The organism is Escherichia sp. WS1368 (genome assembly GCF_046487485.1).
In the GTDB taxonomy this organism is placed as follows: Bacteria; Pseudomonadota; Gammaproteobacteria; order Enterobacterales; family Enterobacteriaceae; genus Escherichia; species Escherichia coli.
The window spans coordinates 24,079-41,309 of sequence record NZ_JBJQJI010000004.1 but is presented as its reverse complement, the minus strand read 5'-3'; the positions used below and the strand labels follow the sequence as shown (position 1 = coordinate 41,309).

The 17,231-nt window shown below is 51.2% G+C and carries 15 protein-coding genes; 11 read left to right on the top strand and 4 right to left on the bottom strand.

What is annotated here, in order from left to right:
- The first annotated feature begins 1 nt into the window (after window position 1).
- A complete protein-coding gene (locus tag ACJHYD_RS11280) occupies window positions 2–799 on the top strand; it encodes a metal-dependent hydrolase (protein ID WP_000480245.1) in 798 nt (265 codons plus the stop codon).
- Window positions 800–1,092: 293 nt separating this feature from the next.
- A complete protein-coding gene (gene ptsG / locus ACJHYD_RS11275) occupies window positions 1,093–2,526 on the top strand; it encodes a PTS glucose transporter subunit IIBC (protein ID WP_000475719.1) in 1,434 nt (477 codons plus the stop codon).
- Window positions 2,527–2,585: 59 nt separating this feature from the next.
- Here ptsG and fhuE read toward each other — a convergent pair whose 3' ends face one another.
- Window positions 2,586–4,775 carry a ferric-rhodotorulic acid/ferric-coprogen receptor FhuE gene (fhuE, locus tag ACJHYD_RS11270; protein ID WP_001550953.1) on the bottom strand — a complete coding sequence of 730 codons (2,190 nt, stop codon included), beginning with the start codon at window positions 4,773–4,775 and terminating at the stop codon, window positions 2,586–2,588.
- A gap of 333 nt (window positions 4,776–5,108) precedes the next feature.
- Between fhuE and hinT the strand changes: the two genes are divergently transcribed.
- From hinT to ACJHYD_RS11230, 8 genes are all read left to right on the top strand, one after another.
- On the top strand, window positions 5,109–5,468 hold the full coding sequence (gene hinT / locus ACJHYD_RS11265; RefSeq protein WP_000807125.1) for a purine nucleoside phosphoramidase: 360 nt from the start codon (window positions 5,109–5,111) through the stop codon (window positions 5,466–5,468).
- A gap of 2 nt (window positions 5,469–5,470) precedes the next feature.
- Complete coding sequence (locus tag ACJHYD_RS11260) at window positions 5,471–5,848, top strand: YcfL family protein (protein ID WP_001225291.1); 378 nt, start codon at window positions 5,471–5,473, stop codon at window positions 5,846–5,848.
- 13 nt (window positions 5,849–5,861) lie between these two features.
- Window positions 5,862–6,503, top strand: a complete 642-nt coding sequence (lpoB, locus tag ACJHYD_RS11255) for a penicillin-binding protein activator LpoB (RefSeq protein ID WP_000164439.1) — start codon at window positions 5,862–5,864, stop codon at window positions 6,501–6,503.
- Window positions 6,484–7,308: a thiamine kinase gene (thiK, locus tag ACJHYD_RS11250; RefSeq protein WP_001550954.1), complete on the top strand. Its 825-nt coding sequence runs from the start codon at window positions 6,484–6,486 to the stop codon at window positions 7,306–7,308. Before lpoB ends, thiK begins: the two co-directional genes overlap by 20 nt.
- Window positions 7,309–7,318: 10 nt before the next feature.
- Complete coding sequence (nagZ, locus tag ACJHYD_RS11245; RefSeq protein ID WP_001550955.1) at window positions 7,319–8,344, top strand: beta-N-acetylhexosaminidase; 1,026 nt, start codon at window positions 7,319–7,321, stop codon at window positions 8,342–8,344.
- A 22-nt stretch (window positions 8,345–8,366) separates the two neighbouring features.
- Window positions 8,367–8,909 carry an alpha/beta hydrolase YcfP gene (gene ycfP / locus ACJHYD_RS11240; RefSeq protein ID WP_000587933.1) on the top strand — a complete coding sequence of 181 codons (543 nt, stop codon included), beginning with the start codon at window positions 8,367–8,369 and terminating at the stop codon, window positions 8,907–8,909.
- Between the two features lie 330 nt (window positions 8,910–9,239).
- Window positions 9,240–10,544, top strand: coding sequence for an NADH-quinone dehydrogenase (ndh, locus tag ACJHYD_RS11235; protein WP_000211045.1), 1,305 nt, complete (start codon window positions 9,240–9,242; stop codon window positions 10,542–10,544).
- Between the two features lie 226 nt (window positions 10,545–10,770).
- Window positions 10,771–11,310: a glycine zipper 2TM domain-containing protein gene (locus tag ACJHYD_RS11230; RefSeq protein ID WP_001563799.1), complete on the top strand. Its 540-nt coding sequence runs from the start codon at window positions 10,771–10,773 to the stop codon at window positions 11,308–11,310.
- Between the two features lie 61 nt (window positions 11,311–11,371).
- Here ACJHYD_RS11230 and comR read toward each other — a convergent pair whose 3' ends face one another.
- Complete coding sequence (comR, locus tag ACJHYD_RS11225; protein WP_024176208.1) at window positions 11,372–12,004, bottom strand: TetR family copper-responsive transcriptional repressor ComR; 633 nt, start codon at window positions 12,002–12,004, stop codon at window positions 11,372–11,374.
- 240 nt (window positions 12,005–12,244) lie between these two features.
- Here comR and bhsA point away from each other — a divergent pair, with 240 nt between their 5' ends.
- A complete protein-coding gene (gene bhsA, locus ACJHYD_RS11220; RefSeq protein ID WP_000800153.1) occupies window positions 12,245–12,502 on the top strand; it encodes a multiple stress resistance protein BhsA in 258 nt (85 codons plus the stop codon).
- A gap of 82 nt (window positions 12,503–12,584) precedes the next feature.
- On the opposite strand, the gene ldtC is transcribed toward bhsA, so the two are convergent.
- Both ldtC and mfd read right to left on the bottom strand, forming a co-directional pair.
- Window positions 12,585–13,547: a L,D-transpeptidase LdtC gene (gene ldtC / locus ACJHYD_RS11215; protein ID WP_019842382.1), complete on the bottom strand. Its 963-nt coding sequence runs from the start codon at window positions 13,545–13,547 to the stop codon at window positions 12,585–12,587.
- A 143-nt stretch (window positions 13,548–13,690) separates the two neighbouring features.
- Window positions 13,691–17,137 (bottom strand): transcription-repair coupling factor, encoded by a 3,447-nt coding sequence (gene mfd, locus ACJHYD_RS11210; protein WP_019842381.1) that lies wholly within the window; start codon window positions 17,135–17,137, stop codon window positions 13,691–13,693.
- Window positions 17,138–17,231 lie beyond the last annotated feature (94 nt).

The window sequence follows — 17,231 nt, the reverse complement described above, 5'->3', positions numbered from 1 at the left end:
CATGTTTTTAGTCGACTCACACTGCCATCTCGATGGTCTGGATTATGAATCTTTGCATAAGGACGTGGATGACGTTCTGGCGAAAGCCGCCGCACGCGATGTGAAATTTTGTCTGGCAGTCGCCACAACATTACCGGGTTATTTACACATGCGGGATCTGGTAGGCGAACGTGACAACGTCGTATTTTCTTGTGGCGTGCATCCACTCAACCAGAATGATCCCTACGATGTAGAAGATTTACGCCGTCTGGCGGCAGAAGAGGGCGTTGTTGCGCTGGGTGAAACCGGGTTGGATTATTATTACACGCCGGAAACTAAAGTACGGCAGCAAGAGTCCTTCATCCATCATATCCAGATTGGTCGTGAACTGAACAAGCCGGTTATCGTCCATACCCGTGACGCCCGCGCCGATACGCTGGCAATTCTGCGCGAAGAAAAAGTGACGGATTGCGGTGGCGTACTACACTGTTTTACAGAGGACAGAGAAACGGCGGGTAAATTACTGGATCTCGGATTTTACATCTCCTTTTCCGGCATTGTGACCTTCCGTAATGCGGAGCAACTGCGCGATGCTGCGCGTTATGTCCCCCTGGATCGGTTACTGGTAGAAACTGACTCACCTTACCTTGCGCCGGTGCCGCATCGAGGAAAAGAGAATCAACCTGCGATGGTTCGTGACGTTGCAGAATACATGGCTGTGTTGAAAGGTGTTGCCGTTGAAGAACTGGCGCAGGTAACCACCGATAACTTCGCCCGTCTGTTTCACATCGACGCTTCCCGCCTTCAATCCATCCGTTGAATGAGTTTTTTTAAAGCTCGTAATTAATGGCTAAAACGAGTAAAGTTCACCGCCGAAAATTGGGCGGTGAATAACCACGTTTGAAATATTGTGACATATGTTTTGTCAAAATGTGCAACTTCTCCAATGATCTGAAGTTGAAACGTGATAGCCGTCAAACAAATCGGCACTGAATTATTTTACTCTGTGTAATAAATAAAGGGCGCTTAGATGCCCTGTACACGGCGAGGCTCTCCCCCCTTGCCACGCGTGAGAACGTAAAAAAGCACCCATACTCAGGAGCACTCTCAATTATGTTTAAGAATGCATTTGCTAACCTGCAAAAGGTCGGTAAATCGCTGATGCTGCCGGTATCCGTACTGCCTATCGCAGGTATTCTGCTGGGCGTCGGTTCCGCGAATTTCAGCTGGCTGCCCGCCGTTGTATCGCATGTTATGGCAGAAGCAGGCGGTTCCGTCTTTGCAAACATGCCACTGATTTTTGCGATTGGTGTCGCCCTCGGCTTTACCAATAACGATGGCGTATCCGCGCTGGCCGCAGTTGTTGCCTATGGCATCATGGTTAAAACCATGGCCGTGGTTGCGCCACTGGTACTGCATTTACCTGCTGAAGAAATCGCCTCTAAACACCTGGCGGATACTGGCGTACTCGGGGGGATTATCTCCGGTGCGATCGCAGCGTACATGTTTAACCGTTTCTACCGTATTAAGCTGCCTGAGTATCTTGGCTTCTTTGCCGGTAAACGTTTTGTGCCGATCATTTCTGGCCTGGCTGCCATCTTTACTGGCGTTGTGCTGTCCTTCATTTGGCCGCCGATTGGTTCTGCAATCCAGACCTTCTCTCAGTGGGCTGCTTACCAGAACCCGGTAGTTGCGTTTGGCATTTACGGTTTCATCGAACGTTGCCTGGTACCGTTTGGTCTGCACCACATCTGGAACGTACCTTTCCAGATGCAAATTGGTGAATACACCAACGCAGCAGGTCAGGTTTTCCACGGCGACATTCCGCGTTATATGGCGGGTGACCCGACTGCGGGTAAACTGTCTGGTGGCTTCCTGTTCAAAATGTACGGTCTGCCAGCTGCCGCAATTGCTATCTGGCACTCTGCTAAACCAGAAAACCGCGCGAAAGTGGGCGGTATTATGATCTCCGCGGCGCTGACCTCGTTCCTGACCGGTATCACCGAGCCGATCGAGTTCTCCTTCATGTTCGTTGCGCCGATCCTGTACATCATCCACGCGATTCTGGCAGGCCTGGCATTCCCAATCTGTATTCTTCTGGGGATGCGTGACGGTACGTCGTTCTCGCACGGTCTGATCGACTTCATTGTTCTGTCTGGTAACAGCAGCAAACTGTGGCTGTTCCCGATCGTCGGTATCGGTTATGCAATTGTTTACTACACCATCTTCCGCGTGCTGATTAAAGCACTGGATCTGAAAACGCCGGGTCGTGAAGATGCGACTGAAGATGCAAAAGCGACAGGTACCAGCGAAATGGCACCGGCTCTGGTTGCTGCATTTGGTGGTAAAGAAAATATTACTAACCTCGACGCATGTATTACCCGTCTGCGCGTCAGCGTTGCTGATGTGTCTAAAGTGGATCAGGCTGGCCTGAAGAAACTGGGCGCAGCGGGCGTAGTGGTTGCTGGTTCTGGTGTTCAGGCGATTTTCGGTACTAAATCCGATAACCTGAAAACCGAGATGGATGAGTACATCCGTAACCACTAATCCGTAAGACGTTGGGGAGACTAAGGCAGCCGGATGGCTGCCTTTTTTACAGGTGTTATTCAGAATTGATACGTGCCGGTAATGCTGAAATTACGCGGTGCGCCGTAGACGATAGAACCTTCCACGTTGGTATCGTAGGTTTTGTCGAACAGGTTATTGACGTTCCCCTGTAACGAGAAGTTTTTCGTCACCTGGTAGCGGGTGAAGAGATCCACCAGCGCGTAGCTACCTTGCTCGGCGCGGAAGGTGCCATACGGCGTCACGGTGTCGGTATACACGCGATTTTGCCAGTTAACACCACCGCCGACCGTCAACTCTGGCATGACAGGCAACCGATAGCTGGTGAACATTTTAACCGTGGTGCGTGGCAGATTAGGATTAACGGCGTTTCCTTCGTTATCCTCTGCAATATAGCGCGTTGCGCCAAACGTCAGCTGCCAGTTGTCGGTAATTGCGCCGTTGAGTTCAAATTCCACACCTTTACTGACTGTCCCATCCACCGCTTTATAGGCGGTTTCGCCGTTGCTGCCGGGGATAGGTGTACCGGTGGACTGAGCGACATTATCCTGCTCAATACGGAAGATGGCTAACGTGGTGGTCAGACGGCTATTCATCCAGTCCGATTTCAGACCCAGCTCGTAGTTGTTACCGGTGATTGGAGCCAGATATTTGCCTGAACTGTCACGATCATTTTGCGGCTGGAAAATAGAGGTATAGCTGGCGTAGGTCGACCAGTTGTCATTGATGTCAAACACCAGACCAGCGTAAGGCGTGGTGTGGTTTTTCTCCATGCTGTAAGTCAGCGTATCAACCCGCCAGTTGGTATAACGAGCGCCGAGGATCAGATGCAGCGGATCGGCAAGGGTGACACGAGTGGCAGCATATAACGATTTCATATGTGTGGTATCGTCCTGCGCCAGGCTCTGTGGTGACCAGTCGGTTTGTGGGAAATTGCCATTAAAGTTGTAGAAACTGCCAATTTCATCCGGGAAGATGTTTGCCCATGAACTGAAGTAACGATTGTTTTGTTTGCTGTAACTGCCACCAAACATTAGATTGTGCTGACGACCAAACAATTCATAACTACCGTCAGCAAACAAATCCAGCGCATCAACTTTACGTTTGCCGCTGTTCCAACCGGTGCCGCCGACATAATCAAAGCCAGGTCCATAATTACTGTATGGCCCAACCAGCATACCATCCGCTTTATTTACATAGGCATCGACATACATCATTTTACTGTCAAATTCGACTTCGGAGTGGGTGGCATTCAGTGTCGCTTGCCAGGTATCAGCAAACCGCTGCTTGAGGGTCATAAAGACCTTGTTGATCTCTTTATCGTTATACGCCCAGTCAGGTGCGGTACTGCGTGCGCGATCGTAACTGTTGCTGCTGCCATCAGTATTCCAGCGCGGTAAACCGCCCCAGGTTGGGCTATTAACATCAATGCGCTGATATTCGTAACCGGCTGAAAGCGTCGTAAGATCGCCTAAATCAGCATCGACAATGCCGGAGAAGAAGGTCTTTTCACTGTTGTAGCGGTCCAGCCATGAGTCGTTATTCTGGTAGCCGCCGACAATTCGCGCGCGGATTTTACCATCTTCGGTGAGTGGGCTTTGTAAATCCGCCACATACCGTTCTTTGTTCCAGCTACCGTATTCCGCCGAGACATCGCCTTTAAATTCACGACTGGTCGCGTGTTTTCGAACCATATTAATTGCCGCAGATGGATTACCCGTCCCGGTCATGAGTCCTGTCGCGCCACGCACTACTTCTACGCGTTCAAACAGTGCCATATCAGAAAGTGCGTCGCCCAGATTCCAGCGCGATTCAAAATAGGTGGGGATACCATCAACCATATAGTTATCGATCTGGAATCCGCGGGAATAATAAAGAGCACGATCGGAATCCGCCTGACTTTTGCTGATCCCCAGCGTGTTTTCCATCACTTCGCCCAGCGTTTGTAACTGCTGATCTTCCATCCGCTGCTGGCTAACAATAGTGACCGACTGAGGAATATCACGTTGAGTCATCTGCATTTTGGTACCTGCAGAGGTAGACGTTACGCTGTAATCATTTTCGCCATCATCTGGAGCTGTGGCTGAACCCTCAACAATCACCGTTTCTTCAGTGGCTGGTGCAGCAAAAGCGGCAGAAGGTAATAGTGCCAGTACAATGCAACCGGCAAGTAGTGACGGTTTGGTGATGGCTTGATATTGATTATCCCTGTTAAATTGTGTTGAAAGCATTTGAAATCTCTTGGTTTATGTTGTCGTCAGGCTCATGCCGGAGGAGGGTGATGAGCGGTTATATTTAGTGTGCGAATAATTTTGTATGTAAATGCAAATGAGAAATATACGCATTAATGTTTGGCGTGTAAACCAAACAGAGAATGTCTTTTCAGCGCATTCGCAGGCAGAAATGGGAATAATGGCGATATATACGGCAGCAAAACGATTTTTTGCTTAAGAAATCGTGAGTTAAGGTTGAAAGAGCAGGTTTAACTCGACCATACTCTATACTCGCAGTGTGGCGCGGCGTAGCATGGCGCAACGCATGGCTATTTGAAAAAGGAAAATGTCGTGGCAGAAGAAACTATATTCAGCAAAATTATTCGTCGTGAGATCCCCTCCGATATCGTCTACCAGGATGATCTGGTAACGGCGTTTCGCGATATTTCGCCGCAAGCGCCAACGCATATTCTGATCATTCCGAATATCCTCATTCCGACTGTGAACGACGTGTCTGCTGAGCATGAGCAGGCGCTGGGACGCATGATCACCGTAGCGGCAAAAATTGCTGAGCAAGAAGGTATTGCCGAAGATGGCTATCGTCTGATCATGAACACCAACCGCCACGGCGGACAAGAGGTTTACCACATCCATATGCACTTGTTGGGTGGCCGTCCGCTGGGACCAATGCTGGCGCATAAAGGTCTGTAACGATGAGAAAAGGATGCTTTGGGCTGGTGTCTCTGGCGTTGTTAGTGCTGGTGGGCTGTCGTTCACATCCGGAAATTCCGGTGAATGATGAGCAATCGCTGGTGATGGAGTCATCTTTATTGGCTGCGGGCATCAGTGCAGAAAAGCCCGTCCTTTCGACGTCTGATATTCAACCTTCAGCATCCTCAACGCTTTATAACGAAAGGCAAGAACCCGTTACCGTTCATTATCGTTTTTACTGGTATGACGCCAGAGGGCTGGAGATGCATCCTCTGGAAAGGCCACGCAGCGTTACCATTCCCGCACATTCGGCGGTAACGCTGTACGGCAGCGCCAATTTTCTGGGGGCGCACAAAGTCAGACTTTATCTATATTTGTAAGGGGTGAATCTTGATGACAAAAATGAGTCGCTACGCCTTGATTACCGCGCTGGCGATGTTTCTCGCCGGGTGTGTGGGGCAACGTGAACCTGCACCGGTAGAAGAAGTGAAACCAGCGCCGGAACAACCAGCCGAGCCACAACAGCCTGTCCCCACAGTGCCCTCGGTGCCGACGATCCCGCAGCAGCCAGGCCCAATTGAGCACGAAGATCAAACTGCACCGCCTGCGCCGCATATTCGCCATTATGACTGGAATGGTGCAATGCAGCCGATGGTCAGTAAGATGCTTGGGGCTGACGGCGTGACTGCGGGTAGCGTCCTGCTGGTTGATAGCGTTAACAACCGTACTAACGGTTCGCTGAATGCCGCAGAAGCGACCGAAACGCTGCGAAATGCGCTGGCTAATAACGGTAAATTTACCCTGGTTTCCGCCCAGCAGCTGTCGATGGCAAAGCAACAGTTAGGTTTGTCGCCGCAGGACAGTTTAGGCACCCGTAGTAAAGCCATAGGCATTGCCCGCAATGTCGGCGCTCATTACGTGCTATACTCCAGTGCCTCTGGCAACGTTAACGCTCCGACCCTACAAATGCAGCTGATGCTGGTGCAGACGGGCGAAATTATCTGGTCAGGTAAAGGTGCCGTTTCGCAGCAATAATCCCATCACGCGCGACGAATTGCTGTCGCGCTTTTTCCCGCAATTTCATCCCGTCACGACGTTTAATAGTGGGCTTAGTGGCGGGAGTTTTCTCATTGAACATCAGGGCCAGCGTTTTGTTGTGCGTCAGCCGCACGATCCTGATGCGCCGCAGTCCGCGTTCTTGCGCCAGTATCGGGCTTTATCACAACTACCCGCATGCATTGCACCGAAGCCGCATTTATATCTCCGTGACTGGATGGTGGTCGACTATCTGCCCGGCGAGGTAAAAACGTATTTGCCGGATACCAACGAACTGGCAGGCTTACTGTATTATCTACATCAACAACCGCGTTTTGGCTGGCGAATAACGCTGTTGCCGTTACTGGAACTGTACTGGCAGCAAAGCGATCCGGCGCGGCGGACAGTGGGTTGGCTGCGAAGGTTAAAACGTCTGCGCAAAGCGCGGGAACCACGGCCTTTACGCTTAAGTCCATTGCATATGGATGTCCACGCCGGAAATTTAGTGCATAGCGCGTCAGGGTTAAAACTCATCGACTGGGAGTATGCAGGAGATGGTGATATCGCGCTGGAACTGGCGGCGGTGTGGGTGGAAAATACTGACCAGCACCGGCAATTGGTCAATGACTATGCCACTCGCGCGAAGATTTATCCGGCGCAATTATGGCGTCAGGTCAGGCGATGGTTTCCCTGGCTGCTGATGCTCAAAGCAGGGTGGTTTGAGTACCGTTGGCGACAAACCGGCGATCAACAATTTATCAGGCTGGCCGATGACACCTGGCGGCAGCTATTAATAAAACAATAAGGAGAGCAGTGTGGGTCCAGTAATGTTGGATGTCGAAGGTTACGAACTGGACGCGGAAGAGCGTGAAATACTGGCGCATCCGCTGGTGGGAGGGCTGATTCTCTTTACGCGTAACTATCATGATCCTGCCCAGTTACGTGAACTGGTGTGCCAGATCCGCGCAGCTTCGCGCAATCATCTGGTGGTGGCGGTTGATCAGGAAGGTGGACGCGTGCAGCGTTTTCGTGAAGGTTTTACCCGCTTGCCAGCGGCACAATCATTTGCTGCGCTGTTGGGAATGGAAGAAGGCGGAAAACTGGCGCAAGAGGCAGGTTGGTTGATGGCCAGCGAAATGATTGCTATGGATATTGATATCAGCTTTGCGCCAGTGCTGGACGTCGGGCATATCAGCGCGGCGATTGGCGAGCGTTCTTATCATGCCGATCCCGAAAAAGCCCTGGCAATTGCCAGCCGGTTTATTGATGGTATGCATGAAGCCGGAATGAAAACTACCGGGAAACACTTCCCAGGACACGGTGCAGTAACGGCAGACTCACACAAAGAAACACCGTGTGACCCACGTCCGCAAGCGGAGATTCGCGCTAAAGATATGTCGGTCTTCAGTTCCTTAATCCGCGAAAATAAACTCGACGCCATTATGCCTGCGCATGTGATCTACAGTGATGTCGATCCGCGTCCGGCGAGCGGTTCTCCCTATTGGCTGAAAACCGTTTTGCGTCAGGAACTGGGTTTTGATGGCGTGATTTTCTCTGACGATTTATCGATGGAAGGTGCCGCGATTATGGGCAGTTATGCCGAACGCGGGCAGGCATCACTGGACGCGGGTTGCGATATGATCCTGGTCTGCAATAATCGTAAAGGGGCCGTCAGCGTGTTAGATAATCTGTCACCGATCAAGGCAGAACGTGTTACACGTTTGTATCATAAAGGTTCATTTTCGCGACAGGAACTGATGGACTCGGCTCGCTGGAAAGCGATCAGCGCCCGTCTGAATCAGTTACATGAACGCTGGCAGGAAGAGAAAGCAGGTCACTAACCCTGGCTTATGTGAGGAAGCGATGATTATCTATTTACACGGTTTTGACTCTAACAGTCCGGGTAACCACGAGAAAGTCTTACAATTGCAGTTTATTGACCCGGATGTACGCTTGATAAGCTACAGTACGCGGCATCCGAAACATGATATGCAGCATCTGCTCAAAGAAGTGGACAAAATGTTGCAACTGAACGTCGACGAGCGTCCGCTGATTTGCGGCGTTGGTCTGGGCGGATACTGGGCGGAACGGATTGGTTTTCTTTGCGATATCCGCCAGGTGATCTTCAACCCTAATTTGTTCCCTTATGAGAACATGGAAGGCAAGATTGATCGCCCGGAAGAGTATGCCGATATTGCCACTAAGTGTGTGACCAACTTCCGCGAAAAGAATCGCGATCGTTGCCTGGTGATTTTGTCGCGTAATGATGAAGCGCTTAACAGCCAGCGGACATCTGAAGAGCTGCATCATTATTACGAGATTGTCTGGGACGAAGAGCAGACGCACAAATTCAAGAATATCTCCCCGCATTTACAGCGCATTAAAGCGTTCAAAACCCTCGGGTAAATGCCCTCGTCGCATCAGGTAACCTTGCCGGTACCTGATGCGCATTTTATCAGGCCTACCAAACGTCCTCCATACACCCCTCACGCTATACCACTCTCATAAATTAGCTCAAATAATAAACAACAAACTCTGTTTTTTGATCTCGCCCGGTAAAGTCGCCTATCTTTTCAGCAACAAAACTTGATTAACATCAATTTTGGTATGACCAATGCACCATTCATGTTATTCTCAATAGCGAAGAACATTTTCATTGCTGTAACCTGTTGTTAATTAAGAGCTATGCCAATAACCATTAATTAACAATTGGTTAATAAATTTAAGGGGGTCACGTTGACTACGCCATTGAAAAAAATTGTGATTGTCGGCGGCGGTGCTGGTGGGCTGGAAATGGCAACACAGCTGGGGCATAAGCTGGGACGCAAGAAAAAAGCCAAAATCACGCTGGTCGATCGTAACCACAGCCACCTGTGGAAACCGCTGCTGCACGAAGTGGCGACTGGCTCGCTTGATGAAGGCGTCGATGCGTTGAGCTATCTGGCCCATGCGCGCAATCATGGTTTCCAGTTCCAGCTGGGTTCCGTAATTGATATTGATCGTGAAGCGAAAACAATCACTATTGCAGAACTGCGCGACGAAAAAGGTGAATTGCTGGTTCCGGAACGTAAAATCGCCTATGACACCCTGGTAATGGCGCTGGGTAGCACCTCTAACGATTTCAATACGCCAGGTGTCAAAGAGAACTGCATTTTCCTCGATAACCCGCACCAGGCGCGTCGCTTCCACCAGGAGATGCTGAATCTGTTCCTGAAATACTCCGCCAACCTGGGCGCGAATGGCAAAGTGAACATTGCGATTGTCGGCGGCGGCGCGACGGGTGTAGAGCTCTCCGCTGAACTGCACAACGCGGTCAAGCAACTGCACAGCTACGGTTATAAAGGTCTGACCAACGAAGCCCTGAACGTAACGCTGGTAGAAGCGGGCGAACGTATTTTGCCTGCATTACCGCCACGTATCTCTGCTGCGGCCCATAATGAGTTAACGAAACTTGGCGTTCGCGTGCTGACGCAAACCATGGTCACCAGTGCTGATGAAGGCGGCCTGCATACTAAAGATGGTGAATATATTGAGGCTGATCTGATGGTGTGGGCAGCCGGGATCAAAGCACCAGACTTCCTGAAAGATATCGGTGGTCTTGAAACCAACCGTATCAACCAGCTGGTGGTGGAACCGACGCTGCAAACCACTCGCGATCCAGACATATACGCTATTGGCGACTGCGCGTCATGCCCGCGTCCGGAAGGGGGCTTTGTTCCGCCGCGTGCGCAGGCCGCACACCAGATGGCAACCTGCGCAATGAACAACATTCTGGCGCAGATGAACGGTAAGCCGCTGAAAAATTATCAGTATAAAGATCACGGTTCTCTGGTATCGCTGTCGAACTTCTCCACCGTCGGTAGCCTGATGGGTAACCTGACGCGCGGCTCAATGATGATTGAAGGACGAATTGCGCGCTTTGTATACATCTCGCTATACCGAATGCACCAGATTGCGCTGCATGGTTACTTTAAAACCGGATTAATGATGCTGGTGGGGAGTATTAACCGCGTTATCCGTCCACGTTTGAAGTTGCATTAATCGGCTTGTACTGGCGGATGCGGCGTAAACGCCTTATCCGCCCTGGACAAATGGTACGAGCGGTAGGCCTGATAAGACGCGTTAAGCGTCGCATCAGGCATTCCTTCAGACTCCTCCGAATCCCTAAGTATTTCCAGCCATTCCCGCGCTTTTCATCTTCTGTCTGATAGCTGCTTTTCTCCTTCGCTTGCATGATTGGCATAACAGCAAAGAAGGAGGTGTTCCCGTGAATAAATCAATGTTGGCGGGTATCGGGATTGGTGTCGCAGCTGCGTTGGGCGTAGCGGCAGTGGCCAGTCTGAACGTGTTTGAACGTGGCCCGCAATACGCTCAGGTTGTTTCTGCAACCCCAATCAAGGAAACGGTTAAAACACCGCGTCAGGAGTGTCGCAACGTCACAGTGACCCATCGTCGACCGGTGCAGGATGAAAATCGCATTACCGGGTCGGTGCTCGGCGCTGTTGCTGGCGGCGTGATAGGGCATCAGTTTGGCGGTGGTCGCGGTAAAGATGTCGCCACTGTTGTGGGGGCGCTGGGAGGTGGCTATGCCGGTAACCAGATCCAGGGCTCTCTCCAGGAAAGCGATACTTACACGACTACGCAACAGCGTTGTAAAACGGTGTATGACAAGTCAGAAAAAATGCTCGGTTATGATGTGACCTATAAGATTGGCGATCAGCAGGGCAAAATCCGCATGGACCGCGATCCGGGTACGCAGATCCCGTTAGATGGCAACGGGCAACTGATTTTGAATAACAAAGTATAACAAGGCTGTACTCTGCAATTTAGCCCCTCATTCGCTCAGGTTGAGGGGCTTTTTTTGCGCCTTATTTCACCAGTTCCGGCCATAAACGCAAAGTCGTTCGGGCAATCTGCATCAGTTTTTCCAGCGATGCACCTTCGCGTGCGCTGATCGACATCCCCTGAATAATACAATTAAGGAATTCTGCCAGATGCGTCACGTCACAGTGGGTCGGGATTTCCCCGCGCGCTTGTCGTTGACATAAAAACTGCTGCAAAGTGCGCTCTTGCATCGCATGGCGTGATTTCAGCGTATTGCCGATATCTCCGGAATCCGGGGAGAGGGTGGTGCAGTTGTTGATCATAAAGCAGCCAGCCGGGGTGTCTTTGCTGGTAAAGCAGTTGGCGACGGCAGCAAAATAGTCAGCCAGCGCAGTCTCCACGCTTTTCTCTTCACAAAACAGCTGTGCTTCATGCTTAGCGGCAAAATGATCGATATAGCGGTCGAGTACAGCGCGAAATAACCCCTCTTTGTTGGTAAATTCCGCGTATAGCGTGGGCGCTTTGGCTCCGGTCGCTTCGACGAGGTCCGCAAGAGAAGTCGCTTCATAACCGTGTTGCCAGAACAATTTCATGGCCTTATCAAGCGCGGCATCCCTGTCGAACACTTTTGGGCGGCCACGGCTTTTTTTTACACATTGTGTTGAGTCAGTTGCCATGATGCCGTTGTACCTGGTGACTGTGAATGAAAGGTTATTATAAAAATAATCACCTCCGTTCACCAGTCCAGATCCCATAAAAATAATTGCTTTCTATTTAACTGAAATTTAAAGATTTTTAAATTAATTAATGATTGTTATAAAAAATATCTTGTATGTGATCCAGATCACATCTATCATTTAGTTATCGATCGTTAAGTAATTGCTTGCGACGTCATTCATCTGCATAAGGCCACTATTATGAAAAACGTAAAAACCCTCATCGCTGCGGCGATTTTAAGCTCAATGTCATTTGCCAGCTTTGCGGCTGTCGAAGTTCAGTCAACGCCAGAAGGCCAACAAAAAGTCGGTACTATCAGTGCTAACGCGGGGACAAATCTGGGATCGCTGGAAGAGCAGCTGGCGCAAAAAGCGGATGAGATGGGCGCAAAATCATTCCGTATTACTTCTGTAACCGGTCCAAATACCCTCCATGGAACAGCAGTAATTTATAAATAAGCATTAACCCTCATTAATGCCTGCTACTGCTGATTTTTTCCCCGCGACATGCCGTGTCGCGGGGATTTTTTTTATCCAGGATTTACAGAGTTTGTGGGCTCACTTGATGACGGCGGACATCCACCGGCATCCCGGAACGGACATCCATCACATGCTGCATCACTTCAGCGTCAGTTTGCGCTGCATCTTTAAATGATTGCATTGCGCTATTCAGTGTAATTGGCAGCAGTTGCGGATCGTCATCAATCTTCTCTGACAGCGGTTGATGTACTTCAACCAGACGCGCACCGTTTGGTTCGGCAGAGACTTTAATCGGGGTGTTGATGATATTCACTTTGGTACCAGGGGTGACCTGGCTAAAGAGTGTTTTGATATCGTCATCACGCAGACGAATACAGCCAGAACTTACCCGCATGCCAATGCCGAAATCGGCGTTCGTACCGTGAAGCAAATAAACACCGCCATAGGCCGCCAGACGAATCGCATGATGGCCCATTGGGTTATCCGGTCCTGCCGGAACCACTGCAGGTAGCTCAATCCCCTGAGCTTTATAACGGGCGCGAATATTCGCTGTTGGCGTCCAGGTTGGGTTTGCACGCTTGTCCGAAACGGTAGTCACCATCGTTGGCGTCAGCGTGTCACCACCCAACTGACCAATGCCGATGGGATACACGGTTACCGAATTTTTACCCGGCGGGTAGTAATAGAGACGCAGTTCCGCAATATTGATCACAATGCCTTCGCGCGGCGCATCTGGAAGTAGGGTTTGCAACGGGATCGTTAACACGCTACCCGCGCGCGGCACGTAAGGATCAACGCCGGGGTTAGCCTGTAACAGAGCGAGAAAGCCGACATTATATTTTTTGGCGATGGCTTCCAGAGAACCACCGTCATTTTCCACCACATGAAATTTGTTTTCGCCAACCAGACGACTGCCCGCTGGCGGCAGTGGCCAGGTGTTGGCTTTTGCCGGTAGCGCCAGCGCCACGGCAGCGGCGAACGTAAAAAACGTTAGCCAGCGAGAAAAATGCGTTTTGATCATCACCAAAAATCCATAATAAATATAAGGTTATTGTAATAAAAAGATCAGTCTGAATTATGGATGGTGACAGTGTCGGATAGTGCAGGGAAGTGCAAAGAATTTGTAAATGTTGCAGATGGGGGCGCAGAAACGCCCCCGATTTACTATTAAGCGATCGCGTTCTCTTCCAGTTCACGCATAAACTGGCGTACCCATTCGATACGCGTTTTTCGCTCGCTCAAATCCTGAATAAACTTCAGGCGAGTCGGGCCATCGAGGCGATAATGCTGCGGCTGTTTTTGCAGCAAACCAATCAGCCATGCCGGATTAACGTGATTCTTCTCGGCAAATTCGATCACGCCGCCTTTCTCATTACCTTCCAGCTTCCTGATCCCCAGTTTCTGCGCTTGCTGGCGCAGACGGGCAATATCCAGCAGGGTACGCGCCGGATCCGGCAGCAGGCCGAAGCGATCGATAAGCTCAACTTTGATCTCTTCCAGTTCGTTTTCCGTTTTGGCGCTGGCAATACGTTTATAGAACGACAAACGCGTATTCACGTCAGGAATGAAATCATCCGGCAACAGCGACGGCATCCGCAGCTCGACTTCTGTTTGTTGACTGGTGAGATCTTCCAGCGACGGCTCGCGTCCGGCTTTCAGCGCATCGACGGCGTTTTCCAGCAACTCCATATACAGCGAGAAACCGATGGTTTCCATTGAGCCGCTTTGTTCTTCGCCAAGCAGTTCACCCGCGCCGCGAATCTCCAGATCGTGCGTTGCCAGCGCAAAACCTGCCCCGAGATCTTCCAGCGAGGCAATCGCTTCAAGACGTTTTTGTGCATCGGTAGTCATCGCTTTTGGATGCGGTGTCAGCAACCATGCATATGCCTGATGATGCGAACGTCCGACGCGACCGCGTAACTGGTGCAGCTGCGCCAGACCGAAGTGATCCGCGCGTTCAATGATAATGGTGTTGGCTGTCGGGATGTCGATCCCGGTTTCGATAATGGTGGTACAAACCAGCACGTTGAAACGTTGATGATGGAAATCATTCATCACCCGTTCCAGTTCGCGCTCACGCATCTGCCCGTGACCGATGGCAATCCGCGCTTCAGGTACCAGTTCTGCCAGCCGTTCGGCGGCTTTCTGGATGTTTTCCACATCATTGTAGAGATAATAAACCTGTCCTCCGCGCAAAATTTCACGCAGGATCGCCTCCCGGACCACCAGACTGTCATACTCGCGGACAAACGTTTTGACCGCCAGACGACGGGCGGGCGGCGTGGCAATAATCGACAGATCGCGCATTCCGCTCATCGCCATATTCAGCGTACGTGGGATCGGCGTAGCGGTAAGCGTCAGAATATCCACGTTCGCACGCATCGCTTTAATGCGCTCTTTATGACGCACCCCGAAGCGGTGTTCTTCATCGACAATCAGCAGGCCTAAATCTTTAAACTTGACGTCACTTTGCAGCAGTTTGTGCGTACCGATCAGAATATCGATTTTCCCTTCCGCCACTTCCGCAAGGATTTGCGTCTGCTCTTTGACGCTGCGGAAACGGGAGATCATTTCGATACGTACCGGCCAGTTGGCGAAACGGTCGCGGAAGTTGTCGTAATGCTGCTGCGCGAGAAGGGTGGTAGGCACCAGCACCGCCACCTGCTTGTGGTTATCTACTGCCAGGAAAGCGGCGCGCATCGCCACTTCTGTTTTACCAAAGCCAACATCGCCGCACACCAGACGATCCATTGCCAGCGGCTGACACATGTCGCTAAGTACCGCATTAATGGCCTGTGCCTGATCCGGCGTGGTTTCAAACGGGAAGCTGTCGCAGAACAACTGATACTGCTCGCGATCGTGTTTAAACGCGAAGCCCTCTTTGGCGGCGCGTTGCGCGTAAATATCCAGTAATTCTGCCGCCACATCACGCACTTTTTCCGCCGCTTTCTGCCGCGCGCGTGACCACGCATCGCCGCCAAGTTTATGCAGCGGGGCGTTTTCTTCCGCGCCACCTGCGTAACGGCTAATCAGATGCAGTGACGATACCGGAACATACAGTTTGGCGTCGTTGGCATAGGTGAGCATCAGGTACTCGCCAGTAATGCCTCCAGCTTCCAGCGTGGTCATTCCTGCATAACGACCGACACCGTGCTCCAGATGGACCACCGGCTGACCAATATGCAGCTCCGCGAGGTTACGGATCAGTGTATCGGGGTTGATGGCGCGGCGAGAATCCTGACGACGACGGGCAACGCGTTCACCGAGCAGATCGCTTTCGCAGATCAGCGCCAGATTACGCACCGTATCGACAAAACCATGTTCGGCAGCGCCAATCATCAGATAACGCCCACGGTCGCTGGCTTCATCAAGACGCATAATGCGTTGCGGAGCAATTTTAATTCGCGCGAGCAGTTCACCCAGCGCTTCACGGCGACCTTCACTTTCTACCGAGAACACCACCGGACCGTCGAAAGACTCGAGGAACTTACGCAGCGCATCCAGCGGCGCTTTTTGTTGTGCCTGAACGGCCAGGTCTGGCAGTTTCTGGAAACCTAAATTGGCATTCGCGGCTTTTGTCGGTAAATGTTCAGTTTTTAGCTGCACTCGGGGCCAGTTTTTCAGCTCTGAGAAGAGCTCGTCCACCCGCAGCCAGAGCGATTGTGGTGGCAACAGTGGGCGCATCGGATCGACGCCGCGATTCTCAAAACGCGCCAGCGTGTCAGCCTGGAAACGTTCGGCACTGTTTTCCAGATCGCCAGTATTCACCAGCAAGGTATTGGCAGGGAAATAACTGAACAGCGGCGGCAGTGGTTCGCTGAAGAACAATGGCTGCCAGTACTCGATCCCCGCAGGTAATGTGCCTTTACTCACTTGCTGGTAAATATGTTCCGGATCACGCTTCACTTCGAAGGTATCGCGCCACTGGCTGCGGAACAGTTCAATTGCCGCTTTATCGGTCGGAAATTCGTGCGCGGGCAGCAGATTGATCGCTTCTACTTCCTCCAGCGTGCGCTGGCTGTCGACGTCAAACACCCGCAGACTGTCGATTTCATCATCAAAGAAATCAAGACGATAAGGCAGCTCACTTCCCATCGGGAAGAGATCCAGCAACGCGCCGCGCGTGGCGTATTCGCCGTGCTCCATAACCTGGTCAACATGGCGATAACCGGCGCTGTCCAGTTGGGTTCGTAATGCATCTCGTGACAGGCGCTGACCTTTTTTCATCACCAGCGCATGGCCGTGGAGAAAACTGTGCGGGCAAACGCGCTGCATAAGCGTATTCACCGGAACAATCAGTACACCACGTTGCATCGTCGGTAGCTGGTAAAGGGTGGAAAGGCGCGAGGAGATAATGTCCTGATGAGGCGAAAAACTGTCGTAGGGAAGAGTTTCCCAGTCCGCCAGATTCATCACCATCTGGTCGGTAAACTGGCTAATTTCATCATGCAAACGCAGAGCATTTTGCATATCTGGCGCAATAAGCACCACTGGTCCGGCGTGACGTTCGGCAATTTCCGCTACCAGCGTCGCGCAGGCAGCGCCAGTTAACTCGCCCAGCAGACGCTGCTCACCCGCTTTGACGGGCAGCGTATAACGATATTGTTCAGGCATAACGGTTGTCAGATTCTCGTTAGGATATGCCTCAACATATGGGGGCATATCTCTGATAAGCAATGCTGTTCATTATCCGTAATCGACATGGTTT